We start from the raw sequence: 21,554 nt of genomic DNA, 5'->3' as shown, positions 1-21,554 counted from the left end.
AAAAAAGGAGCGCCCGGCCGAAGCCGGGCGCTCCTTTACTTCGTACGGGAAATCAGGAAAGCACGCGCAGGCGGACGGTCTGTTCCATCGCGCGCAGCCGTTCCAGCACCTCGTCGCTGAAGCCGCCGCTGATGTCGGTGATCAGGTAGCCGTACTCGCCGCGGGTGCTCAGCAGCTGACCCTCCACATTGACCTTGTGCTCGGCCAGGATGCTGTTGACCTGGGCCAGCACGCCCGGGGTGTTGATGTGCACGTGGCCGATGCGGCTCTGGCCGGCCTGCTCGACCAGTCCGACACCGGGCAGGTTGACGCTGAGCGTGGTGTTGCCCTCGTCGAGGAACGAGGCCAGCTTGTTGGCGACAAATCCGCCGATGTCGGACTGCGCCTCTTCGGTCGAGCCGCCGATGTGCGGGGTGAGGATGACGTTGGGCAGGCCGCGCAGCTCGGAGACGAACTCGTCGCCGCGGCCCTTGGGTTCGGTCGGGAAGACGTCGACGGCGGCGCCGGCCAGGTGGCCGCTCTCGAGCGCCTCACGCAGCGCGACGTGGTCGACCACGATGCCGCGCGACAGGTTGAGGAACAGGGCGCCCGGGCGCATCCGCTTGAACTGCTCGGTGCCGAAGAAGCCGGCGTTGCCGGGGCGGCCGTCGACGTGGATGGTGACGATGTCGCTCGTCTCGAGCAGCTCTTCGATGGTGGCGCAGCGGTGGGCGTTGCTCAGCGCGAGCTTGTCGGCGGTGTCGTAGAACGATACGTACATGCCGAGGTTCTCGGCCAGCACCGACAGCTGCGTGCCGATGTTGCCGTACCCGATGATGCCGAGACGCCGGCCCCGGATCTCGTGGGCGCCGTCGGCCGACTTGTCCCAGACGCCCGCGTGCATGAGCGCGTTCTTCTCGGTCAGCCGGCGGGTCATCGAGATGATTTCGGCGATGGCCAGCTCGACGACGGACCGGGTGTTGGAGAACGGCGCGTTGAACACGGCGATGCCGTTGGCCGAGGCCGCGGTCAGGTCGATCTGGTCGGTGCCGATGCAGAACGCGCCGATCGCCAGCAGGCTGTCGGCGGCCTCGAGCGCCTTGGCCGTGACCTTGGTCTTCGAGCGGATGCCGAGCAGGTGGACGCCGCGGATTCGCTCGATCAACTCGGACTCGTCGAGGGCGTTGCGGACGGACTCGACCTCGTATCCGGCCGACTCGAGCCGGGACACCGCGTCGGGATGGATGCTCTCCAACAGAAGGACTCGCACCTTGGCCTGGTCGGTCATCATTTTCCGTTCCGTGTGAGATTGCTGGCCTGCCCGGGCCGCCACGCCGAAGCCCGACTACCCAGACTAGTGCCCTGGACTGCCCGCCCCTGATCGGTGTGCTCGACCTCCCACCTGTTGCCCGGGTGGGCTTGACTACGGAGTTGATCTCGTTCGGGTTCAGGAGCCCAGTTCGCGCCGCAACCAGGGCAGGAGCTCATCGGCCTGCCACCGCTGGAAGGCCCGGACGCTCGGCAGCCCCGGGGGTGGCGGCAGGCGGGAGATGTCGCGGAAGAACCCGGCGAACCCGGCGAAGACGTCAGTCACGATCCTCCGGTCGAGGCCCGCGATCACCCGTTCGGGATCACCGCCGTGCACGGTGATGTTGAGCGCGAGCAGCACCCGGTCGAACCAGACGGGCGCGGTGGCGCCCCACGGCCAGTCGACGATCACCAGCCGGCCGTCGGGGCGGACGAGCATGTTGTCGGCCCGGATGTCGCAGTGGGCGAGGGTGTCGCCGGTGTCGGAGGCGGCGAGCCCGAGCTCGGCCGCCGCGATCAGCTCGGGCAGGTGGCCGGCGGCCCAGGGGTCGAGGTCGGCCGGCGGGTCGGCGGCCAGCCGCTGCCAGCCCGCGAAGCCCTCGGTGAGCACCTCGGTCACGGCCGGAACGGCCAGCGGGGCCGGCGTGAGCGCGTCGGCGAGCTGGGCGAGGGCGGTCACGGCGGCGTCGATCTCGGTCTCGACCCACGGCGTACGCGGGTGGGTGCCGTCGACGTCCTCGAGCACGAGCACGACCCAGTCGCCGTCGTCGAACGAGCCCAGCACCCGCGGCGCCGGCACGTGGCCGGGCAGGGCGGCGGTGATCCGGGTCTCTTGCCGGGCCAGTTCGGCCGAGCGCTCGTTGAGGGCCGGCGTGACCGCCTTGACGAACGCGCGCCGGCCGTCACCGGTGAGCACCCGGTCGGCCGTGCCGGGGGAGAACCCGCCGGCCTGGGAGACGGCCTCGACGACCCGGCCGCCGATGATCCCCTCGATCTGTTCGCGCACGCCGATGGGCAGATCGGCCCACCCGATCCTCGTTCCCGCCGCCGGCACCATGAGGTTGATCGTGACAGCCGTCCGCGCCCTGCGCGAAGGGGATTTTGTGTCGTACCCCCGCGGAAGAATGCCTTCATGTCGCCGAGAAGCAACTGGAACGAGCCAGACACCTGGGACGAGCGCTTCCGGGTCGCCGTCGAACAAGCCGCCCGCCGCCGCGAGGCCCGCCGGGCCGAGCGGCAAGAGTTCGCCCGTCGCCGCGCCCACGGCCTGATCGACCGCAACGCCGCCCGGCTGGCCGAGGTCCGCCGGCGGGCCCGGGTGAGCCGCGACACGGGCTGAGCCCTTCCCCGGTCTGGCAAAATGGGGGGCCGGGGGTGCAGATGGGGTCGCTGGGGTGGGCGGTCGCGTTCTCGGTCCTCTCCGCGGCGAGCTACGCGGTCGCGGCGGTGGCCCAGGAACGCCTGGCCGAGCACGGCCAGCGCGGGTGGTCGCGGTGGGCGGTGGCCCTGCTGCTCACCGGCGGTGGTGTCGCGCTGCACGTGGTCGCCCTCAACTTCGGCACGGTCGCGGTGGTGCAGGCGCTGGGCACGCTGACCCTGCTCTTCGCACTGCCGATCGCTGCCGTCCGCCTGCACACGCCCATCGGCCGCGCCGCCTGGATCGACGCGCTGCTCACCGTGGTCGGCCTCGCGCTGATCCTGTCGCTCTCGGTCGAGGCTGACAGCCCGCGCCAACTCGGCGAGCCCGGCGACCGCTACCTCGCGCTGATCACCCTCGGCGCGGTGGCGGTGCTGGCGCTCGGGGCCTGGTCGGGCGGCCCCCGGGTCCGGTCGGTGCTGTTGGCGGCGGCGGCCGGCACGGCCTTCGGCATCTCCTCGGTGCTGTCCAAGGCCGTGCTGGCCGCGGTCACCGACGGCGGCGTCCGCACGGTGTCGCCGGTCGGCGCCATCGCCGTGCTGGTCTTCGCCACCGGCGGCTACCTGCTGAGCCAGCTCTCCTACGGCCGGGCGGGCATGGCGGCCCCGCTGGCCACGGTCAGCGTCTCCAACCCGATCGTGGCCGCGATCGTCGGCGTCGTCGTCTTCGGCGAGGGCTTCCGCTTCGGCCTGCCCGGCCTGCTCGTCATCGCCTTCGCCGCCGTCATCATGACCCTGGGCGTGATCGGCCTGGCCCGCCACGCCGAGACCCGCTCCTCATCGGACGGTTCCACCGACCCGGCCACCCGCGCCGACATCACCGCCTGACCACAACTGCGCCGCCGCGTCCCGGTTCGCGCTCTCATGCGGCTCTGGGATTGGGGCCGGCCGACGTGGCGATGAGAAAACCGGCCGCGCTGGGCCGTGCCGGTGGTGGAGTCCGATGCCGCTTGGTGCTCGGTCCATCCCGGAGCGCTGCGGCGGTCAGGTTGTGGCGGGGTGGGCGGCCCGGCCGGTTCCGGAGGGTGCCGGCAGGAGCAGCCGGCTGAACTCGTCGTCGAGTTGGCGCAGATGGGGGCGGGTCGGGCCGAAGGTGGTCTCGGTGTTGCGGAGCCGGCCGGTGGCGTCGACGTCGGCCTCGGTCAGTGGGGCTTCGATGTACGTACGCATCGGTTTCATACGCAGGCCCTGAAACACCTGCCGCAGTTGTGCGGCTCCGCGCGCCCCGCCGGTGACGCTCCATGTCAGCAGGCTCGCCGGCTTCCCGTGCCACTCGTGATACAGGAAGTCAAGCGCGTTCTTCAGGACGCCCGGGTACCCCCAATTGTATTGCGGATAGACGAAGAGGAATGCGTCGAATCGGGTGACCACGGCACTCCACCGCTTCGTGTGCTCGTTGGCGTAGTGCCCGAACGCAGCCGGAGCCGGTTCGTCGAGCAGGGGCAGGCCCACCTCGGCGAGATCGACGATTTCGTAGCGGAGCCGGCTGCCGTCGGCGATCACAGCCCGCGCCCACTGGGCGACGTCGAGGCTGATCCGGTGCGGGCGGGTGCTGCCGACGACGACGGCGACGAGCGGTGGTTGATTCATTGCAGTCTTCCTTTTCAAAGGCAGTGCGGGCCGGGAGCAGGTCAGGGGCGGTGCAGACGGAGGGCGACGAGGAGGATCCCGGCCACCACGACGGCGGCGGCGATGCCTAGGCCCACCGCGTAGCCGGCGCCGGCCGAGATCGTGGTGATCGCGGCCAGGCCGACCGCGCCGCCGAGTTGTTGGCCGGTCTGGAGCAGGCCGCTGGCCGCGCCCGCCTCGGCCGGTGTCGCGCCAGAGAGAGCGAGCGTGATCGCGCCGGTGATCGACAGGCCCATGCCGGCCCCGAACACGATGGTGGCGGGAACGAAGGCGCCGAGAGGAACGCCGTAGGCCACCGCGATCGCGAAGGCCCCTGTCCCGACCGCGACTACGACCAGTCCGACGAGCAAGGGCCGGACCGGCCCGAGACGCGGGATCATCCGGGGTGCCAGCAGTGAGCCGCCGATCGTCGCGAGCGAGATGGGCAGCATCATCAGCCCGGCGGCGACGGGTGAGAAGCCCAACCGGGATTGCAGCAGAACTGAGGCGATGAACATGACCGGGAACATCGCCACCGCCGCCGCGAGCATGGCTGTCAGGCCACCGGCCGAGGACGCGCGAGTGAGCAGGTCGACCGGCAGGAACGGGTGCGCGGACACGCGTTCGAGCAGACCGAACATTGCCAGCACGACAATTCCGGCAGCGAATAGGAACAGCGTGGTCGCCGACGTCCAGCCGATTTCACCGCCGACGGTGAGTCCGGCCACGAGGGAACCGATGCCGGCCACCGACAGGACGGCCCCGGTGACGCTGGCGTGGGTTCCCTTCACCCTCGGTACGGGATTGACCGTGGCCGGGATGCCGACCACCAGAACGGCGACGAACGGCGCGTTGATCAGCAGGACGGCCCGCCAGTCGAACCAGGTCGTCAGGGCACCCCCGCCGAGCACCCCCAGGGCGGCCCCGCCGCTCGCGACCGCACCCCACACCCCGAGCGCGCGCCGGCGCTCCTGTGGGTCGGTGAAGACGGCCATCAGCAGCCCGAGCACGCTGGGCCCGACGCCGGCGGCACCGATGCCCTGGACGACCCGGGCGACGACGAGGACGGTCCCGTTCGGGGCGAGGCCCGCGACGGTGGCGCCGAGGCCGAAAATGACGAGCGCGGCCAGGAGCAGCCGTCGGCGCCCGGCGATGTCCCCGAGCCGGCCGGCCAGCAGGAGCAGCCCGCCGAACGTGAGTAGGTAGCCGGAAACCACCCACACGGCCAGGCCTTCGGACAGGCCCAGGTCAGCAATCGCGTCGGGCAGGGCCAGATTGGCACTGGTGCCGTTGAAGACGATGAGGAACTGGGCGGTCGCCAGAACCGCCAAGGCGGCCTGCGGATGAAGCTTGGCCACGCCGCTGGCAGGCCGGGGAAGCGCGGTGACTCCGGACATGCGAGGTCATCCTTTGCCGTTCGTAGGGGCGAAAAGTGGTGTCTTCAGTCAATGTGTTGAAGACCTGAACAGGCAGATACGGCCGGTATGCCCCAGGTGAGCCCGCTCGGCCCCGCGCGACATTCACCCGTGGCACGATTCGGTCATGCAACGCGAAGCGCTTGGCTACTTCCTACGATTCCGGCGCGAGCACACAGACCCCACCGAGTTGGGTCTTCCGTTCCGGCACCGCCGGACCCCGGGCGTCCGCAGGTCGGAGGTGGCCGAACTGGCCAACATCTCCGAGATCCACTACACGCAGATCGAGCAGGGCCGGGGCTCACGGCCGTCGGCCGACGTGCTGGCCGCGATCGCGCGGGTGCTGCGGTTGAGCGCCGGCGAGACGCAGCATCTGTTCGACCTCGCTGAGCAGGCGCCGCCACGTCCCGTCGCGCCGAATGTGCAGGTCAGCGGGCGTACGCTCCGGCTCGTCGAGAGCCTGCCGGTTCCTGTGCTGGTGTGCAGCGCCCGGCTCGATGTGATCGGGCAGAACCGCGCCTCGATCGAGCTCCTGGAGAACTTCGCGGCGGGCGACCCGCCCCGCCGCAATCTGGCCCGTCGCCATTTCCTGCCGGAGGCGGACGACGACGTCTGGGGTTCAACCGGCCTGGCCGCCCTGTCGAGGTTCGCCGCGGCCCGGCTGCGCAGCGCCCGTGCGCGTTATCCCGACGACGACGGCACCCGGGAACTGGTCGACGAGCTGCGCACCCGCAGCGAACGCTTCGAGCAGATGTGGCAGGAGGAGCCGGTCGGCTTCCTGCGGGACACCGCCCTCGACGTCACTGAGGTGCAGATCCGGCAGAACGCCGTCACCTGCGAGGTCACCGACATCCCGGAACGGGATCAGCACCTGGTGTTCCTACCCAGTGCTCATCCTGTTCGCGGCGGGTGAAGTAAAAGATGGGAAAGACCCGGTCGGTGATCATCTCGAAGCGGGCGAAGTTCGGCGAAGCGGCCAGGAACAGCTGCCAGGCGGCGCTGCGGTCGGGTTCCGCGAGTTCGGTCGTGCGCACCGGCAAAGTCTCGATCCCTGAGCCGGGCCGCGGAACCTCAAGCGTGATGTCGGGATGCGCGCGCAGGTTGTGTGCCCATGCCGGATCGAACGACTGACCACCTGCGGTCGCCGCTACTACCCAGCCAACCCGGAAGCGGATGCCGCGAGCCGCGTTCGTGCGAGGTCGGCCGGACCGGGCGCCGACACCGTGCATCAGCACCAGGTTGCGGCCGAACCGCGGCACGGTGCCGCCGGTCCGCCGGAATTCTTCGATCATCGGATCAATCGAGTTGCTCACGGCGTTTCTCCAAGCTCAAGGGGTACTCGTGAGCCAGTGAACGATTTCCGGGGCCGGTCGGCCAGATACCAGTGGTACGGGTGTCAGGGGCACTTGCCGGGCGTTGCGAGGATCGGCTCATGGCGGTCGATGGGGCGCGGGGCGGGCTGGTCTGCGGGGCTGTCACGGTGGCTGCGTTGGGGCTGGTGTTCGCGGCGCTCAGTAGATATCAGGTGCCGGACTATGCCGATCAGGATGTCTCGCTCGGGCTGGTGGGGGCGCTGTTCGGGTCGGTCGGGGCGGCGGCGGTCATCGCGGTGATCAGGCGGCAGCCGGGGTGGGCGCGGGGACACGTGGTGGTGCCGTTGATCCTGGTTCCGGCGGCGGTCCTGCCGCTGGTGACGGGGCTCGAGCGGGACAACATCGAAGCGGTGGCGATCTGGGGCGCGGCCGCGATCGGTGTGCACACTCTGCTCGAGAAGAGACGGGCAGCCCTTGCGGGGGTCGCGCTCGTGCTGGTGGGTGCGGTCCTGCTGACGTGGGCGTGTCAGCATCGGTGGCGGGCGCACAAGTTCGAGGCGGTGGGGCTTCCGCTGTACGCGCCGGAGTTGCCCGGGTATCACGTCGACCGCACCTGGGCCGGGCGATACACCGTGTCGATGACGCTCAGGCCGGACGGGCGGGACGTCACCCACTACGTCGACGCGGTCATCCGGGAGAACCCGCGTTGCCGGAACGGGACCACCGAGCGGGAGACCAGCGGCTCCACGCTGATCATCTGTCTGCCCGGTAAGGACGGCGTCGCGATGACGATCAAGCCGAGCTACCCAGGGCCCGATTTGTCGCCTCTGTTCGAGCGGACTTCCGTACGCGAGGTCGACGGCTCGTTCTTCGCCAACTATCGCAACGGTGGCGAGATGGAACCGGACTGACCCTCAAAAGGCGTCACAGCGCGCGGCAGCGTGACCGTGACGATCAGGCCGCCCTCGTCGCGGCATCGGCCCGGGCCTCGCCGCCGTGGGCGCGGGCCACCGCCCGGACGGTCGTCGGCGTGCACGTCAACTATCTGCCGACGCGGCCCGACCCGGCGGCCGGAGCGGTTCGCGCAGTGGGTCGACCCCCGGTCCCCGGTCGACGACGAACGGCTGCTCACCGACGTCTCGCTCTATTGGCTGACCGGCACCGCCGCGTCCTCGGCCCGCCTCGCCCGCGAGACGCCGCGGGGCGTCGAGCCGTGCCCGGTTCCGGTCGGCGTGGCCGTGTTTCCGTACGACATCACGCATTCGGTGCGGCCGCTGGCCGAGCGCCTCTACGACATCCGGCACTGGACGGAGTTCGAGCGCGGCGGCCATTTCGCGGCCATGGAGGTGCCGGCCGAACTGGCCGCCGACATCCGGCGGTTCTTCAGTGCGCGCGCACTGCCTGCTTGACCAGGGGCACCAGGCCAGGGGCAACACTCAATTCCCGTACGCCGGCAGTGAGCAGCCGGGGGACGACCGCATCGTCACCGGCGAGTTCGCCGCACACGGCGACCAGCACCCGGTCGCCGGCGGCCCGGCAGACGTGGTCGATGAGGTCGGCCACGGCCGGGTCGAGGCCGGCGGTCAGCGACAGCAGGTCGGGGTTGCCGCGCTCGGCGGCCAATGTGTATTGCGTCAGGTCGTTCGTGCCGATGCTGAAGAAGTCGACGTACGGCACGAACTCGGCCGCCCGCAGGGCCGCCGCCGGCACCTCGACCATCATGCCGACCTGCAGCCCGGGGGCGTCGCCGGCCTCGGCCAGCATCTCGCGGGCCTGCTTGAGCTCGTCCACAGTGGTCACCATCGGGAACATGACGCTCATCGGCGTCTCCCGGGCGACCTGGACGATCGCCCGCAACTGCTCGGCGAACAGGGCCGGATGGGCCAGCGAGTGCCGCAGGCCGCGCACCCCGAGGAACGGGTTGGCCTCGGCCGGCGGGGGCAGATAGGGCAGGGGCTTGTCGCTGCCGGCGTCGAGCGTGCGCAGCGTGATGCGGCGGCCGCCCAGCGCCTCGGCGATCTCGCGGTAGACGGCGACCTGCTCGTCGGTGGTGGGGGCCTCGGTCCGGTCGAGGAAGAGGAACTCGGTGCGGACGAGTCCGGCCAGGTCGGCGCCGTTGACGGCGGCGGTGCGGGCATCCTCGACCGAGCCGAGGTTGGCGCCGACCTCGATCCGGACGCCGGCGGCGGTCACGGCCGGGTCGGCGGCTCGAGCGTGGGCTTCGTTCCGGCGTACGTGCTGCTTTTCGGCCCGTTCGCGGAATGTGGCGAGGACCGGATCGGACGGGTCGGCCACCACCTCGCCGGTGCCGCCGTCGAGGGCGATCAGCGTGCCGTCGGGGATGTCGAGGATGTGCGGGCCGGCGCCGACGACGGCCGGGATGCCGCGGGTGCGGGTGAGGATGGCGGCGTGCGAGGTCGGGCTGCCGGAGGCCAGGACGACGCCGGCGATGCGCTTCGGCTCGAGGGCGGCCGCCTCGGCGGGGGTTAGGTCGGCGGCCAGCAGTACGCCGTCGCCGTCGACGGTGGGGGCCGGGAGCTCGAGCAGGGCGCGCAGCACCTGGTGGGCGACCGCGCGCACGTCGGCGGCGCGGGCTTGCAGGTACGGGTCGGTCAGCTCGTCGAAGCGGGCAGCGATCAGTGCGGTGGCCGCGGACCAGGCCTGCGGTGCGGGTTCGTCGCGGTCGAGCCGGGCCCGGACGTCGGCCAGCAGGTCGTCGTCGTCGAGAAGCAGCAAGTGGGCGTCGAAGATGGGGCTGTGCAGGCGGCTCAGGTCGCGGCGGACGTCGGCGAGCGCGTTCTGGAGTCGGCCCCACTCATGCGCGGCGCCTCGGGACGGCACGTCCGGGAGAGTAAGAGGGCTTTCGTGGAAGCGCAGCGCGGGGCCGATGCCGATGCCGGGCGACGCCGCACCGGGATGACGGCGATCGGCCTCGTCTGCGGTTGTCTCACCGAAACAAGAGGCGCTCAGCGCGACCACTGCGCGCACCGCCTCGGCCGCGTCGCGACCCTCGCCTCGTACGTCTAATTCATGGTTCTGCAAAGCGCCGAGGGTGGCCACCCGGGTCAGGCTGGACGCCGGCACCCAGCCGCCGCCGGTGGTGGCGTTGCGCAGCTCGACCCGGGCGTCGAAGCCGCGGACGGTGGTGACCAGGCGCGCGGCGGGGCGGGCGTGCAGACCGTGCGGGTTGTGGATCGTGAATCGGGTGGCTCCATCCGCGTCCGATTTGTCCGACGCAGCGGCTCCGTCTAAATGGGATATTTTGCCGGCCAGGCCATTCGCCGCTTCCTCGGCCACCTCATGCCGATCGGCGCCCGAGGCGGCCGCCACGGCCGCGGCGATCAAGCCCTCGACCAGCGGCGCCGGCGTAAGAATGACGCGATCCGGCTCGTCGACCATCTCGAGCGCCAACTCGGCCGAGAGCACGGCGCTACCGAGATCCATCAGCACGACCACGCCGTCACCGTTGTCGGCGGCCGCGATGGCCTCGCTGATCGCGACCGCGTCGGTGCCGAACGTCGTGTCGTCGAGACCGGCCGCGACCTCGACGGACAGGGGCTGCCCCTGCGTCATCTCGGACGCCAGGGCAACCGCGGCCCGGGCCAGGGGGCGGCTGTGGCACACCACCACCAGGCCGACCATCAGGCTTTGCCTCCGAGGGTGGTGGCGGCCGCCGTGAGCAACAGCGTCACCGAGGTGGCACCCGGGTCGGCGTGCCCGGCGCTGCGTTCGCCGAGGTAGCTGGCCCGGCCCTTGCGCGCGACGAGCGGAATCGTGGCGTCCCGTCCCTTCGCGGCGGCATCGGCGGCCGCCTGGATGCTCTGACCGGCCGCCAACGCGTCGACGGCCGGGGCGAGCGCGTCGATCATGGTCTTGTCGCCGGGTTCGGCCTTGCCCCGGGCGATCACGCCGTCCAGCGCCGCCCGCAGCACCTTGGCCAGGTCGACCTCGTCACCGGCGGCCGCGGCCATCCGCAGGAACGCCGTGCCGTAGAGCGGCCCGCTCGCCCCGCCGACCTTGCTGATCAGCGTCATGCCGACCTTCTTGAACAGCGCCGACGGGGTCTCCTGGGGCTCGGCGTCCAGCACGGACACCACGGCGGTGAGGCCACGGTCCATGTTCGTGCCGTGGTCGCCGTCGCCGATCGCCGAGTCGAGCGCGGTCAGTTCGTCCTTGTTCGCGGCGATCAGGCGGGCGAACTCCCGGATCCACGCGGTCAGCGCCTCGGTGTCCACGCTCAGACCCCGCGCCGCAGGGCCGGCGTGTTGACCGGCGCGTCCCACAATCGCAGCAGTTCGTCGTCGGCCTTGAGCAGCGTGACCGAGCACCCGGCCATGTCGAGGCTCGTGATGTACGGACCCACGAGCGACCGCGCGACCGGGATGCCGGCCTTGGCCAGGATCTGGGTGACCTCGTTGAACATCAGGTACAGCTCGATCAGCGGCGTCGCCCCCATGCCGTTGACGAAAGCGATCACCCCGTCGCCCCCGGTGAAGTCGAGGTCGCTCAGGATCGGCCCGACCAGCATCTCGGCGATCTCGTCGGCCGGCGCGACCGGCACCCGGCGCCGGCCCGGCTCGCCGTGGATGCCGATGCCGACCTCCATCTCCGTCTCGGGCAGGTCGAACGTCGGCTTCCCGGCGGCCGGCACGGTGCAACTGGTCAGAGCCAGACCCATGCTTCGCGCGTACGAGTTGACCTTGCGCGCCACGTCGGCCACCTCACCCAGCGAGCGGCCCTCCTCGGCCGCGGCCCCGGCGATCTTCTCGACCAGCACCGTGGCGCCGACCCCGCGCCGCCCGGCCGTGTACAGGCTGTCCTGCACCGCGACGTCGTCGTCGATGACCACCGAGACGACCTGGGTGCCGCTGTCGGCCGCGACCATCTCGGCCGCCAGCTCGAAGTTCATGATGTCGCCGGTGTAGTTCTTGACGATGTGCAGGACGCCCGCGCCGCCGTCGACGGCCTGGGTCGCCGCGACCATCTGGTCGGGCACGGGCGACGTGAAGATCTCGCCCGCGCAGGCCGCGTCGAGCATGCCCGGCCCCACGAACCCCGCGTGCAACGGCTCGTGCCCCGAACCGCCCCCCGAAACCAGGCCGACCTTGCCCCGCACCGGGGCGTCCCCGCGCACGACGATGCGGTTCTCGTGATCGACGCGCAGCTCGGGGTGGGCCGCGGCAAAACCGAGGAGCGCGTCACTGATGACATTGGCGGGATCGTTGATGAGCTTCTTCATGGGGTGGCTCCTCACCGCTGGTGACCATCTGCCAACCCCAAGCTACGCCGCTGATCGCTCCGTTTCGAGACTGTTGCTCAGAGGTCGAACTCGCCGTCCTTGACCCCGGCCAGGAAGTCGCGCCACGCGTCCGGGGTGAAGGTCAGGGTGCCGCCCTCGCGGTCCTTGGTGTCCCGCACGGGCACGACATCGGGAAGGTTCGTCGCCACCTCGACGCAGTTGCCGGTCTGGCCGCTGCGGGAGGCCTTGCGCCAGCGTGCGCCGTCAAGGTCACGTGTCACGGAGACCACCCCTCAAGTCTGTGTGTGATCAGCTTTCTCGATGTTGCCTGGTCGAGGGCTACGGTATCGAGTCCGGACCAGACGGCCGAGTACGTTTCGACCTCGCTCGGCTTGTCGAGGTAGAGGCTGCCGGTGGGCGACTCCTGATAGATGGTCGTCGGCTCCGGGTCGCGCACCTGCGTCTCGCGCGGGAAGTCGAGAATCACGAACGGCCCCTGATAGGCGACGTGCGGCCCGGCGCTGAACGGAATGACCCGAATCGATACGTTCGGCCGTTCCGTGAACGCCAGCAGCGCGGTCAGCTGATCGGCCATGATCTCGGCACCGAACCCGCGCACCAGCGCCGACTCGCTCAGAATGATCTCGAGTTCGGGCGCCCGCGGCTCGCGCCGGGTCAGGATCTGCTGTCGCTGCATCCGCATGGCCGTGCGCTGCTCGACCGCCGCCGGCGGCAGTTCCCGCGGCCCGAGGGTGGTGATGGCCCGGGCGTACGCCGGTGACTGCACCAGCCCCGGGATGACCTCGGCCTCGTACTGGCGCAGGCGGGACGCGGCCTGCTCCATGCCCAGGAACAGCTGGAACCACTCGGGGATGTCGGCGTACGCGTGCCACCAGCCCTTGGCCTTCGACTGCCGGGCCAGCTCGCGCAGCGCGTCGGTGAGCTCGGGCCCGGCCCCGTACAGCCGGCACATGGTCTCGACGTCGTTCGGATGTATCGGCACCTGGCCGGTCTCGTAGCGCCACAGCCGGGGCTTCGACCACTCGAGCGCGGTCACCACCTGGGCCACAGTGAGGCTGGCACTCTCGCGCAGTTCGCGCAGCCGGCGGCCCAGCTGCCGCCGGGGCACCGATGATCCACCGTGGTCGGAGCTCACCGCGTAACCACCTCCGAAGCCGTGGCGTAACCCTCCGGCCGCGCGTCGCGTAACCACCGTGGCCCGAACGTCTCGTCTTGTGCGATTGTGCCGCGTAACCATTGCGCGGAGAAGCCCTTACAGCGACGATCGCCTATAAGTCGTTTATCTACCGCAAGGGACACTGATGCGGCGAGACGAGTTGATCAAGGCCCTCGAAGCCCAGCCGCACGACACGGATGTCCAGGTCGATATCAGCGACTTTCTGCTGGACGTGGTGCGGATCAGCTACAACGACGAGCGCGCCGCCATCGTGCTGGGAATCGCCGAGGAGGACCTCGAAGACGTCATCTTCCACCTGGCTCAGCGCCCGTGGCGGCACCCGCGGTGAGCATCGGCTTGTACGCAATCTGCAACGTGGCAGTTTGATGGGTGGCGTGCTGACCGCAGGCATGTTGTACTGATGGAGAGCAACAAAGGGCGGAAGTTGAAGCAAGACGGTCGAAACAACGGCATCCGGCGGCAACCGGGTGCCGTTCTCGTCTTCCAGAACGCCATCGTGGCCCGCATTCTCTTGATTGCGCAAGAAGCCGTGCGCCATACGTAATCGGGCACACTTCACCGATGAAGATCGTCGACCGCATGCGGGCTCTGGTGGACGGCCCCCTTCCCTCTGTTGCGCCTCCTGTTTTCGTCGCGGCGGCCTCTCCTGTCGAAGCCTTGCGGGCCGCCCGGTCGGTGCTCGAAGCCGATCAAGTGCTGGCCGAGCCCCCGGCGCTCGACTGGCCGGCGATCCTGGCCGCACACCACGCCGAGCCGTTCGAGCGGATCGCGTTACGAGCCGTGGCCGGCCGCGGCGACTGCCCCGCCGAGCTGCTGCGGACGACCCCCTTCGACGTGGCCCTGACCCGCGGTCGCGCCCCCAGCTCACCGCCGCGCCAGGAAGCCGTCCCCCGCGAGGTGGTGTTCGCCGCCCTGGCCCGCATCGGCGAGGTCCGCCCCACCTTCTTCGGCGAGGTCACCACCTCGGTCAGCGTCGACGAGATGATCACCGCCACGACCCGCTTCGACCTTCTCGTACGGGCCAGACCGGGACTTTTCTGGCCGGCGGTAGGCCGACAGGTGCGCCCCGCGCTCGGCCGCTCCCCGTCCCGGTGGCTGGCCGCGGCGGCCAACCTGCCCACGCATCGCGGTTCCCTGCGCGGCTTTCTACGCAAACTCGACGACACCGTTCCCGATCCGCTCACGGTCAACCTGCACCTGCTGGCCCAGGCCCCGGACGCCGTCATCGCCGCCATACTCGACAGCTGGGACGACGAAACGCTGGAACAGTTGGCCGGCGCCGACTTGGTCCAGCGCGGGCTGCGAGCAGGAGCCCGACCGCGATACATGTTCGGCTGGTGGCGCCCCCGCCTGAACGACGACCACGACCACATGACCCTGTGGCCGGCCATCGGCGGAGCCATCCTGGAGGGCGACATCACCCTGCAGGCCGAGAAACGGCTGGCCCTGCGCCGGCGCCTGGTCTGGTCACGCCCCGTGGACGGCAGCTGGACCCGGCGCGGAGAACGACGACCCGCACCTCAGTGGACGGGCGGAAACGCCCCCGCCGACCGCGACCCGGCCACCGACCTGGTCGCCGAACTCCGCAGCTGCCGCACCGCATTGCAGGCCGAGGCAGTGCTGTGCGCAACCCTCCCCGACGACGCCGAACCCGACTGGCCCGAACTGACCGCGGCCCACCGGGCTCGGCCCCTACCGTCCGGCGTGGTCCGTGCCCTGGCCGACCGCCCCGGCTTCCCCGCCGCCCTGCTGGACGCCCTGGCCGACCACCACCTGACCGAGCTCTTCGAACACCATCACGGCGCCGCCCGCACAGCCCTACGCCGCCTACCGTGGAACCGAATCGACCTCAGCCCCACATTCACCCGAGTGGTCCCAGCCATCACGAACGGCACGCTGACCCCCGCCGACATCGTGGCCCTGGCCCACCCAGCCCGAGACGTCCTGGACTGGATGCTGATCGACCGCCCTCCCCGGTCCCCAGATCCGGACCTGCACCCCCGAGCGGCCACCCAGCACAACCGCATCCGCCTGGCCCGAGAAGCAGTAACCACCGAACTGACCCGCCGCCTGACCGGGGTGGCGGTCAACTGGGCCGACGTAGCCACCCGCCTCCCCACCTTCAACGGCACGGTGTGCGAGCTGATCGATCACGCGTCGACGGAAGTCAGACAGGCCCGCACGAAGAAACCCCCAACCACAGCCCGGTGCAGATGCCCAGCCACCGTGACGTCCTCCCCACCCAGCGTCACGTGCAGATGAACCTGCCCCTCGACGACCTCACCAGTCCCGGAAAGCTCCATCGGCTGCGAGTAGCGACGAAGGTAGTCAACGCCCTCGTCACCCTTGGCCATGACCGAGATCTCAGCCTCGCTGACCGCCCCGATCAGCGTGATTACAGCGCCGCCGAGTCCAAGCCGCCCAACCTCCTCCTGAACCGTCCGCAGGACTTCTTCACCCTGGTTGACCTGCACGACATGGGTCGACAAAAGGAACTCCTATCCGTGTCGAGGACTGGCATGCTCAACCCGTGGGCGCACGCAACTCCGAAGTCGAACAGCTTCTCTACGACCTCTGCGTCGGAAAAGGATTTTGCTTACCACTGGCCGAAAGTCAGCGCCTCGTGGAGACCCCGCCGCCGGATGTCGACGGTTTCACCGACGCGGTTCTTGCCGCGGAAGGCTACGGCGACATGAGCTACACGGACACCCGGCGCATGGTGCGGGAAGTCGTCGACCGGCATATGCGCAACTGGTCGTAGCGCCTGACCTCCCGTCAGTCCTCGCCGGAGAAGCGTTCCCAGGCCGACTGCCGCGTGATGCCGAGTGCGCCCCCGATCGCCGCCCACGTCACCCCACGCTTGCGCAAGATGCGGGCAACCCGGCCGACGGCTTCGTCAACCTGAAGCCGCAACGACGAGATCCGCACCATCGTCGCGATGAGTTCCTCATCGTTCTGGTCATCCCAGGAAGGAATCCCATCCGGACTCCGCCCAGCGAGAATCTCATTGCAGAGACCAACACACTCGTTGCAGATGACCGGTCCCGGCCCGGCGATCAACTGCGCAACCTCATGCGGCCACTTGCCGCAGAACGAGCACCGCTGCTCCAAAAGCCCACGAGACGGATTCGTAGCAGTCATGCGATCCTCCTCAGCCGTGCCAGGCTCACCCTGACAACGTCAGGTCAACCCTGACAACTTGCGTGACGCAAACCATCGCTGTCGATCCCTCCGCCCGTAGTGATCTGCAGTCCCGCGCGCCGGGCTCACTGGAAGGTCGCGGCTCAATGCTTAGTGCGGCGAGTAATCGCGGTCCGCGCGTGAGCATGGCGGCCGGCGGGGCGCGGCCGCAGACACGCACCGCACAGGTCGTTTGTCGAGCCCGCGATGCGATCGCCCGGCGAACGGGACGCCCGACTGGCGAGGTATCGAACGGGCGCCGAGCACGGCCTGCAAAAGACACCGTTGGTGAACGGCCGGCACCACCGCGATGGGGGATCCGGGGGGCTTGCCCCCACGGCGTGGGGTCTGGGGCTCGGGCCCCAGGCTGGCTCAAGCGCGCCCGGCAGGATTCGAACCTGCGACCGACGGATTAGAAGTCCGTTGCTCTATCCGCTGAGCTACGAGCGCGAGGGGCACAGCTTAACTTGCCGAGGGCGGTGCGCGGGTAACCCATAGGCGTCCAGCGGACCTATGTTGGCGGGTCGTCAACAGTCAGGGCGGCCAGGGCGGTTCGGGCTCGTTCCTGCTCGGCGGGGTCGTCGATCTGGCGGGCCAGGTCGAGGGCCAGGCGGTACGTCGTGATGGCTTCGGTGCGGCGGTTCATCGCGGTCAGGGCTTCGGCCCGGCCGTTCAGGGCGCAGGTCTGGCCGTACCGTTCGCCCAGGTCGCCGAAGATGGCTACCGCGCGGTCGAGGGAATCCAGGGCCTCGGTCAGGTTGCCCAGGCGGGTGTCGGCGTCGCCGAGGTTGGTCAGGGCCGTCGCCTCGCCGCCGCGGTGGTTGAGGGTGCGGAACAGGGTGAGGGCGCGGCGGTGGTGGTCGGCCGCTTCGGTCAGGCGGTTCATCCGGACGTACACGTCGCCCAGGTTGGTCAGGGTGTTGGCCTCGCCCACCTGGTCGCCGATCTCGACGAACTTGGCCAGTGCCTGTGCGTGATGGTCGGCGCTGGCGGCGTGGTCGCGGAACGCGTTGTAGACCACGCCGAGGTTACCCAGCGCTCTGGCCTCGCCGCGGGCGTCACCCAGTGTGCGGAACAGGGTCAGCGATTCGGTCATCCGGTCGCGGGCTTCGGCGTTGCGGCCGAGCTGCCAGAACACGACGCCCAGGTTGATCAGGGCGCCGGCTTCGCCGCTCGGGTCGGACGTGGCCACGGCGGCTTCGCGGGCGGCCGTGTGCACGGTGATCGCGTCGGCCGGGTAGCCGCCGTTGTCCAAATAGGTGTAGATCGTCGCGGCCAGCGGGACGGCGTGCGGCGGCGAGGCCAGGCACACGGCCACCAGGGTGGAGCGTTCCGTGTCGAGCCACTGCAGCGCAGCTTTGGGGTCGTCGAGATCAGGCAGCAGTACGCGGGCCGGTGGCAGAGCGGGCCGGCGGTGCTTCTCGGCGGGGTGCAGGGCGTCCATCGCGGCCGACGCGGCGTACAGATAATGGTCGTACAGCCGGGTCTGAGCGGCCCGTCGATCGGTGGGACGTTCGTCCTCGCCGGCGCGTTCGGCCGCGTACGCCCGCACCAGGTCGTGCAGCGCGAAGCGGCCCGGAACCGGTTGCTGCACCAGGTGTTCCGCCGTCAGGCGACGCAGATGTTCGGCGGTCGCGTCGAGATCGTCGTCGAGCACCGCAGCCGCCGCGTACGTGTCGAAGTCTTGCCCGGGATGGCCGGCCAGGCGGCGCAGCAGTGTGCGTCGCGCAAGCGGCAGGCCCTGGTCGGAGAGGTGCAGCGCCAGTTGCACGCCGTCGTCGAGGTGGAAGTTGCGGTGCCGCTCGTCGAGGCGGTCGGCGTGGTCGGCGACCGTCCAGTCGGGCGTGGCCGCCATCTGACCAGCGACGATGGTCAGCGCCAGGGGCAGATAGCCGCAGCGCCGGGCGACCCGTTCGAGATCGTCGGAGGTGTCGTTCCCGAGCAGCCGCGCGGCCTCGGCCGAGCTCAGCACGTCGAGGTCGACCCGGGTCGTGGGGGCCAGGTCGGCCAGGTCGCGGCGCGAGGTCACCACGGTCAGCGCGTCGGGGCAGAGGAGCGGGCGCACCTGCTCCTCGTCGGCGGCGTTGTCGAGGATCACCAGCGCCTCGCGGCCGGCGATCTGCTCGCGGAACAGGGCCGAGCGCGCCGCGAGATCGTGCTGGATCTGCCGGGCCGGGACGCCGAGCGCGCGCAGGAAGCCGTCGAGCACGGCGGCGGGGTCGGCGGGCGGCTGGGCCTCGTCGGGGTGGAAGCCGCGCAGGTCGACGAAGAGCGAGGTTCCCCGCGTACGCCGGTGACCAGCGTGAACCGCGAGCCGGGTCTTCCCGACACCGGCCATCCCGGTGATCACGCAGACGCCGGTGGCCCGGTCGAGGGCGGCCAGCTGCCGCTCGCGGCCGACGAACGGATCGGCCTCGTCGGGCAGGCGGGCGGACACGCGGACCTGGGCCGCGGCCTGCTTCTCGGCCAGCGTGACCCGGATCGACCGGCGCCAGCGGGCCAGATAGTCGGCGTCGTCGTGCAGCGCGGCCACCACGGCCAGCAGCAGATCGGCGTTGATCCGGCGGCGGCCGTCGCGGAAACAGTCGGCGATGGTTCCGCGACCGGTCGACGGGCGCCGGGCATTGACGCGCGTCGTGATGGTGTCGAAAGTCGGATCGCCCGCCCACGTCTTCAACGCGCGCAGGGTCGCCGCCAATTCGTCCAAGGACCGGCAACCGTCCGGGTCGGGTGGCAGCACCTATTCGCCCTCAGGCGCCGGCGGCACCTTTATCTCAGGCGTGCCCACGGGTGGCAGGAAAGCATCGGTCCAGCGGCCCAATTCGCGGAACACCTCGGTCCGTACGTCCTGGCCGGACAGCATGAGATCGTGCATTCCGCCGTCGAAACGGGCGATCGTGACGCGCGGCCCGAGGCGCGGCGCCCACCGCACGATGTGTTCCACATCCAGTACGGAGTCCGAGACGTGCAAGTCGTCGTGCCAGGCGCGGCCCCGGAACGTCCGGGTCGAGCAGGCCACCATCACCGGCGCGTCGATGCCCAGCCCGGCCCGCAACCGCTGCTGACCTCGGCGGATCGCCTCCAGCCAGCCCGTCGTGACCGGGAACCCCAGCACCGGCTTCCAGGCCAGGTCGTAGGTCCACTCACCACGGTGCTCGGCGTGCAGGCTCTGCCCGTATAGGCCGAGCGAGGCCATCGGAATTTTGCGATAGGGCGTACGACGGGTGGCCGCGATCATCGCGGCCATGATCGGCCGTTTGATCAGCCAGGGCACGTTGAAATCGAAGAACGGGCTGTTCAGGAATAGTCCGTCGACCATGCCCTGGCCCTGCCGCGTGTGCGCCCACAACGACGTGATCAGGCCGCCGGTGGAATGACCGGCCACCAGCAGTTGGTCGTGGCCGTCCTGCTCGCGGATGATGCGGGTCGCCTCGTCGAGCTCGGGGAAGTATTCGGTGAGGCTGCGGGCGAAGTTCGGCGTCTGGTGGGGGAGCAGGCTGCGGCCGTACTTGTGCAGATCGAGCGCGTAGAAATCCCAGCCCCGCTCGACAAAAAAGTCGGCCAGATGGGTCTGGAAGAAATAGTCGACGAACCCGTGTACATAGAGCACAGCCCGGCGCGTGGGCCCGTCGGCCCGCCGCCGCACCAGCGTGGCCACCACCTCGCCCTCGTCGTCGCGGCCCAGGTCGATCGTGTGCCGCTCGTACGGCGGTCCCAGAACGTCGATCTCCACGCGCCCAGGCTACCCACCGGTACCCGCCCGCGCGCGGTATCAGAAACCACAACCGGGCGGCGGATATCCACAGCCGTACGAGTTGTCCACAGCCCGCGGCCGAAGATCCCCCGGCCGTACGCCCGGAGCGCCAAGCTGCCCACCTCACCGCAACACAACTGGAGGTCACCTGTGTTCGACACCAACCTCGTCGTCGTGGGCAATGTGCTGATGGCGCCGGAATGGCGGCGCCTCGAGCAGTCCGGTTCGATGGTCGCCAACTTCCGGGTCGCGTCCACCGCGCGCCGGTTCGACCGCGAGACCAGCACCTGGGTCGACGGCCGCAGCCTGCGGGTGCGGGTGACCGCGTGGCGCCGGCTGGCCGAGGGCGTGATCTCGTCGATCGGCGTGGGCGATCCCGTGATCGTCTACGGCCGGCTGTTCACCCGCGACTGGAAGGACAGCGAGGGCAACGACCGCATCTCGTACGAGATGGAGGCGTACTCGATCGGCCACGACCTCGCCCGCGGCCGGTCGCGGTTCGCTCGCAACTCCCGCACGGCGCTGCCCCTGCCCGCGATCGACGACGCCATCTTCATCGGCGACGAGCCCTCGGCGGCCGTCCCGCTCGACGACGCCCCGGTCGTGTTCGGCGAGGGCCTCCCCGAAGAGGAAGCCCCCACGTTCCTCGACGTCGCTGCCGCCACCGTCCCCGCGGACGACACGGAGTCATCGGCGGAAGTCGACGCCCCCACGGGCGACTCGGATGCCGACACGCCCGCCGAGTCGCCGACCGACGAAGAGATCGCGGCCGAGGTGGAACAACTCGCCGCCGCCGACCCGGCCCCCGCCCGGCGCTCCCGCCGCACATCCCGTAAGGAGCCGGTTGCCGCCTGACCCGATGAGCCGGGCGGCCTGACCTCGGTGGTGGGCTGCTGCACGCCATGGCAGCAGCCCACCATCGACCCGTCCCGCCCTGAGCCGGATTTCGGACACGGGGGTCCGAGAGGTGATGGAGGCGATGATCGTGCGCAACCCGGTTTCAACCGGTCGTCGCAACATCACTACCTTGAGTGGACAGTAGCAGTTCGTTCATGGCTTCGGCGGGCGTTCTCCAGCCGAGTGTCTTTCGTGGTCGGGTATTGAGGGTCGCGGCGACGGCGTCGAGGTCGTCACGGTCCCAGCG

At 70.2% G+C, this 21,554-nt stretch carries 24 protein-coding genes, 1 tRNA gene and 1 pseudogene; 10 read left to right on the top strand and 16 right to left on the bottom strand.

From position 1 onward, the window contains the following. Nucleotides 1-52: 52 nt before the first annotated feature. Together serA and M1L60_RS19075 are read right to left on the bottom strand one after the other, a co-directional pair. Nucleotides 53-1,270 carry a phosphoglycerate dehydrogenase gene (gene serA / locus M1L60_RS19080; protein ID WP_256516714.1) on the bottom strand — a complete coding sequence of 406 codons (1,218 nt, stop codon included), beginning with the start codon at nt 1,268-1,270 and terminating at the stop codon, nt 53-55. Nucleotides 1,271-1,426: 156 nt separating this feature from the next. Then, nucleotides 1,427-2,344, bottom strand: coding sequence for a phosphotransferase family protein (locus M1L60_RS19075; RefSeq protein WP_253238795.1), 918 nt, complete (start codon nt 2,342-2,344; stop codon nt 1,427-1,429). A 75-nt stretch (nt 2,345-2,419) separates the two neighbouring features. On the opposite strand from M1L60_RS19075, the gene M1L60_RS19070 reads away from it, so the two are divergent. Further along, nucleotides 2,420-2,626, top strand: a complete 207-nt coding sequence (locus M1L60_RS19070; protein WP_253238794.1) for a hypothetical protein — start codon at nt 2,420-2,422, stop codon at nt 2,624-2,626. A gap of 41 nt (nt 2,627-2,667) precedes the next feature. Beyond that, nucleotides 2,668-3,531: a DMT family transporter gene (locus M1L60_RS19065; protein WP_253238793.1), complete on the top strand. Its 864-nt coding sequence runs from the start codon at nt 2,668-2,670 to the stop codon at nt 3,529-3,531. Between the two features lie 156 nt (nt 3,532-3,687). Here the strand turns inward: M1L60_RS19065 and M1L60_RS19060 are convergent, their stop codons facing one another. Both M1L60_RS19060 and M1L60_RS19055 read right to left on the bottom strand, forming a co-directional pair. Next, entirely contained in the window at nt 3,688-4,293 is a 606-nt protein-coding gene (locus M1L60_RS19060; protein ID WP_253238792.1) for an NADPH-dependent FMN reductase, read from the bottom strand. 41 nt (nt 4,294-4,334) lie between these two features. After that, nucleotides 4,335-5,708, bottom strand: a complete 1,374-nt coding sequence (locus M1L60_RS19055) for an MFS transporter (protein WP_253238791.1) — start codon at nt 5,706-5,708, stop codon at nt 4,335-4,337. A 145-nt stretch (nt 5,709-5,853) separates the two neighbouring features. On the opposite strand from M1L60_RS19055, the gene M1L60_RS19050 reads away from it, so the two are divergent. Further along, nucleotides 5,854-6,639: a helix-turn-helix domain-containing protein gene (locus tag M1L60_RS19050; protein ID WP_253238790.1), complete on the top strand. Its 786-nt coding sequence runs from the start codon at nt 5,854-5,856 to the stop codon at nt 6,637-6,639. Here M1L60_RS19050 and M1L60_RS19045 read toward each other — a convergent pair. Continuing rightward, complete coding sequence (locus tag M1L60_RS19045; RefSeq protein ID WP_253238789.1) at nt 6,569-7,039, bottom strand: nitroreductase/quinone reductase family protein; 471 nt, start codon at nt 7,037-7,039, stop codon at nt 6,569-6,571. The genes M1L60_RS19050 and M1L60_RS19045 overlap by 71 nt on opposite strands. 119 nt (nt 7,040-7,158) lie before the next feature. On the opposite strand from M1L60_RS19045, the gene M1L60_RS19040 reads away from it, so the two are divergent. Then, nucleotides 7,159-7,950: a hypothetical protein gene (locus tag M1L60_RS19040; RefSeq protein WP_253238788.1), complete on the top strand. Its 792-nt coding sequence runs from the start codon at nt 7,159-7,161 to the stop codon at nt 7,948-7,950. Nucleotides 7,951-7,986: 36 nt separating this feature from the next. Next, the gene (locus M1L60_RS19035; protein WP_253238787.1) at nt 7,987-8,448 is read left to right on the top strand and encodes an alpha/beta fold hydrolase; all 462 of its coding nucleotides are present in this window, start codon (nt 7,987-7,989) and stop codon (nt 8,446-8,448) included. On the opposite strand, the gene ptsP is transcribed toward M1L60_RS19035, so the two are convergent. The 5 genes from ptsP to M1L60_RS19010 form a co-directional block, all read right to left on the bottom strand. Continuing rightward, the gene (ptsP, locus tag M1L60_RS19030; RefSeq protein ID WP_253238786.1) at nt 8,423-10,681 is read right to left on the bottom strand and encodes a phosphoenolpyruvate--protein phosphotransferase; all 2,259 of its coding nucleotides are present in this window, start codon (nt 10,679-10,681) and stop codon (nt 8,423-8,425) included. The two genes, M1L60_RS19035 and ptsP, sit on opposite strands and share 26 nt — an antisense overlap. Further along, on the bottom strand, nt 10,681-11,274 hold the full coding sequence (dhaL, locus tag M1L60_RS19025) for a dihydroxyacetone kinase subunit DhaL (RefSeq protein WP_253238785.1): 594 nt from the start codon (nt 11,272-11,274) through the stop codon (nt 10,681-10,683). Before dhaL ends, ptsP begins: the two co-directional genes overlap by 1 nt. A gap of 2 nt (nt 11,275-11,276) precedes the next feature. Then, the gene (gene dhaK, locus M1L60_RS19020; RefSeq protein ID WP_253238784.1) at nt 11,277-12,278 is read right to left on the bottom strand and encodes a dihydroxyacetone kinase subunit DhaK; all 1,002 of its coding nucleotides are present in this window, start codon (nt 12,276-12,278) and stop codon (nt 11,277-11,279) included. Nucleotides 12,279-12,355: 77 nt separating this feature from the next. Continuing rightward, nucleotides 12,356-12,559: a DUF397 domain-containing protein gene (locus M1L60_RS19015; RefSeq protein WP_253238783.1), complete on the bottom strand. Its 204-nt coding sequence runs from the start codon at nt 12,557-12,559 to the stop codon at nt 12,356-12,358. After that, nucleotides 12,556-13,434: a helix-turn-helix domain-containing protein gene (locus M1L60_RS19010; protein ID WP_253238782.1), complete on the bottom strand. Its 879-nt coding sequence runs from the start codon at nt 13,432-13,434 to the stop codon at nt 12,556-12,558. Before M1L60_RS19010 ends, M1L60_RS19015 begins: the two co-directional genes overlap by 4 nt. Nucleotides 13,435-13,600: 166 nt before the next feature. Here M1L60_RS19010 and M1L60_RS19005 point away from each other — a divergent pair, with 166 nt between their 5' ends. From M1L60_RS19005 to M1L60_RS18995, 3 genes are all read left to right on the top strand, one after another. Next, nucleotides 13,601-13,804, top strand: coding sequence for a hypothetical protein (locus tag M1L60_RS19005; RefSeq protein WP_253238781.1), 204 nt, complete (start codon nt 13,601-13,603; stop codon nt 13,802-13,804). A gap of 72 nt (nt 13,805-13,876) precedes the next feature. Further along, complete coding sequence (locus tag M1L60_RS19000; protein WP_253238780.1) at nt 13,877-14,020, top strand: hypothetical protein; 144 nt, start codon at nt 13,877-13,879, stop codon at nt 14,018-14,020. A gap of 17 nt (nt 14,021-14,037) precedes the next feature. Further along, nucleotides 14,038-15,738, top strand: a complete 1,701-nt coding sequence (locus M1L60_RS18995; protein ID WP_253238779.1) for a hypothetical protein — start codon at nt 14,038-14,040, stop codon at nt 15,736-15,738. Here the strand turns inward: M1L60_RS18995 and M1L60_RS18990 are convergent. Further along, nucleotides 15,627-15,950, bottom strand: coding sequence for a PCC domain-containing protein (locus M1L60_RS18990; protein ID WP_253238803.1), 324 nt, complete (start codon nt 15,948-15,950; stop codon nt 15,627-15,629). The two genes, M1L60_RS18995 and M1L60_RS18990, sit on opposite strands and share 112 nt — an antisense overlap. A gap of 56 nt (nt 15,951-16,006) precedes the next feature. Between M1L60_RS18990 and M1L60_RS18985 the strand changes: the two genes are divergently transcribed. Beyond that, nucleotides 16,007-16,237, top strand: coding sequence for a hypothetical protein (locus tag M1L60_RS18985; RefSeq protein ID WP_253238778.1), 231 nt, complete (start codon nt 16,007-16,009; stop codon nt 16,235-16,237). 14 nt (nt 16,238-16,251) lie between these two features. On the opposite strand, the gene M1L60_RS48530 is transcribed toward M1L60_RS18985, so the two are convergent. The 4 genes from M1L60_RS48530 to M1L60_RS18965 all read right to left on the bottom strand — a co-directional run bounded on the left by M1L60_RS48530 (nt 16,252) and on the right by M1L60_RS18965 (nt 20,389). Beyond that, complete coding sequence (locus tag M1L60_RS48530; RefSeq protein ID WP_438862133.1) at nt 16,252-16,617, bottom strand: ClpX C4-type zinc finger protein; 366 nt, start codon at nt 16,615-16,617, stop codon at nt 16,252-16,254. A gap of 416 nt (nt 16,618-17,033) precedes the next feature. Beyond that, nucleotides 17,034-17,106 (bottom strand) — tRNA-Arg (locus M1L60_RS18975). Nucleotides 17,107-17,167: 61 nt separating this feature from the next. Further along, nucleotides 17,168-19,363, bottom strand: a complete 2,196-nt coding sequence (locus M1L60_RS18970) for a tetratricopeptide repeat protein (RefSeq protein ID WP_253238777.1) — start codon at nt 19,361-19,363, stop codon at nt 17,168-17,170. Between the two features lie 33 nt (nt 19,364-19,396). Next, a complete protein-coding gene (locus M1L60_RS18965; RefSeq protein WP_253238776.1) occupies nt 19,397-20,389 on the bottom strand; it encodes an alpha/beta hydrolase in 993 nt (330 codons plus the stop codon). Between the two features lie 171 nt (nt 20,390-20,560). Here M1L60_RS18965 and M1L60_RS18960 point away from each other — a divergent pair, with 171 nt between their 5' ends. Next, nucleotides 20,561-21,265, top strand: a complete 705-nt coding sequence (locus M1L60_RS18960; protein ID WP_253238775.1) for a single-stranded DNA-binding protein — start codon at nt 20,561-20,563, stop codon at nt 21,263-21,265. Between the two features lie 145 nt (nt 21,266-21,410). Here the strand turns inward: M1L60_RS18960 and M1L60_RS18955 are convergent. Next, a pseudogene (locus tag M1L60_RS18955) lies at nt 21,411-21,554 on the bottom strand (IS30 family transposase); the annotation flags it as partial.

This window comes from Paractinoplanes aksuensis, from assembly GCF_024137025.1.
In the GTDB taxonomy this organism is placed as follows: Bacteria; Actinomycetota; Actinomycetes; order Mycobacteriales; family Micromonosporaceae; genus Actinoplanes; species Actinoplanes aksuensis.
This window is presented reverse-complemented; position numbering and strand designations above follow the sequence as displayed.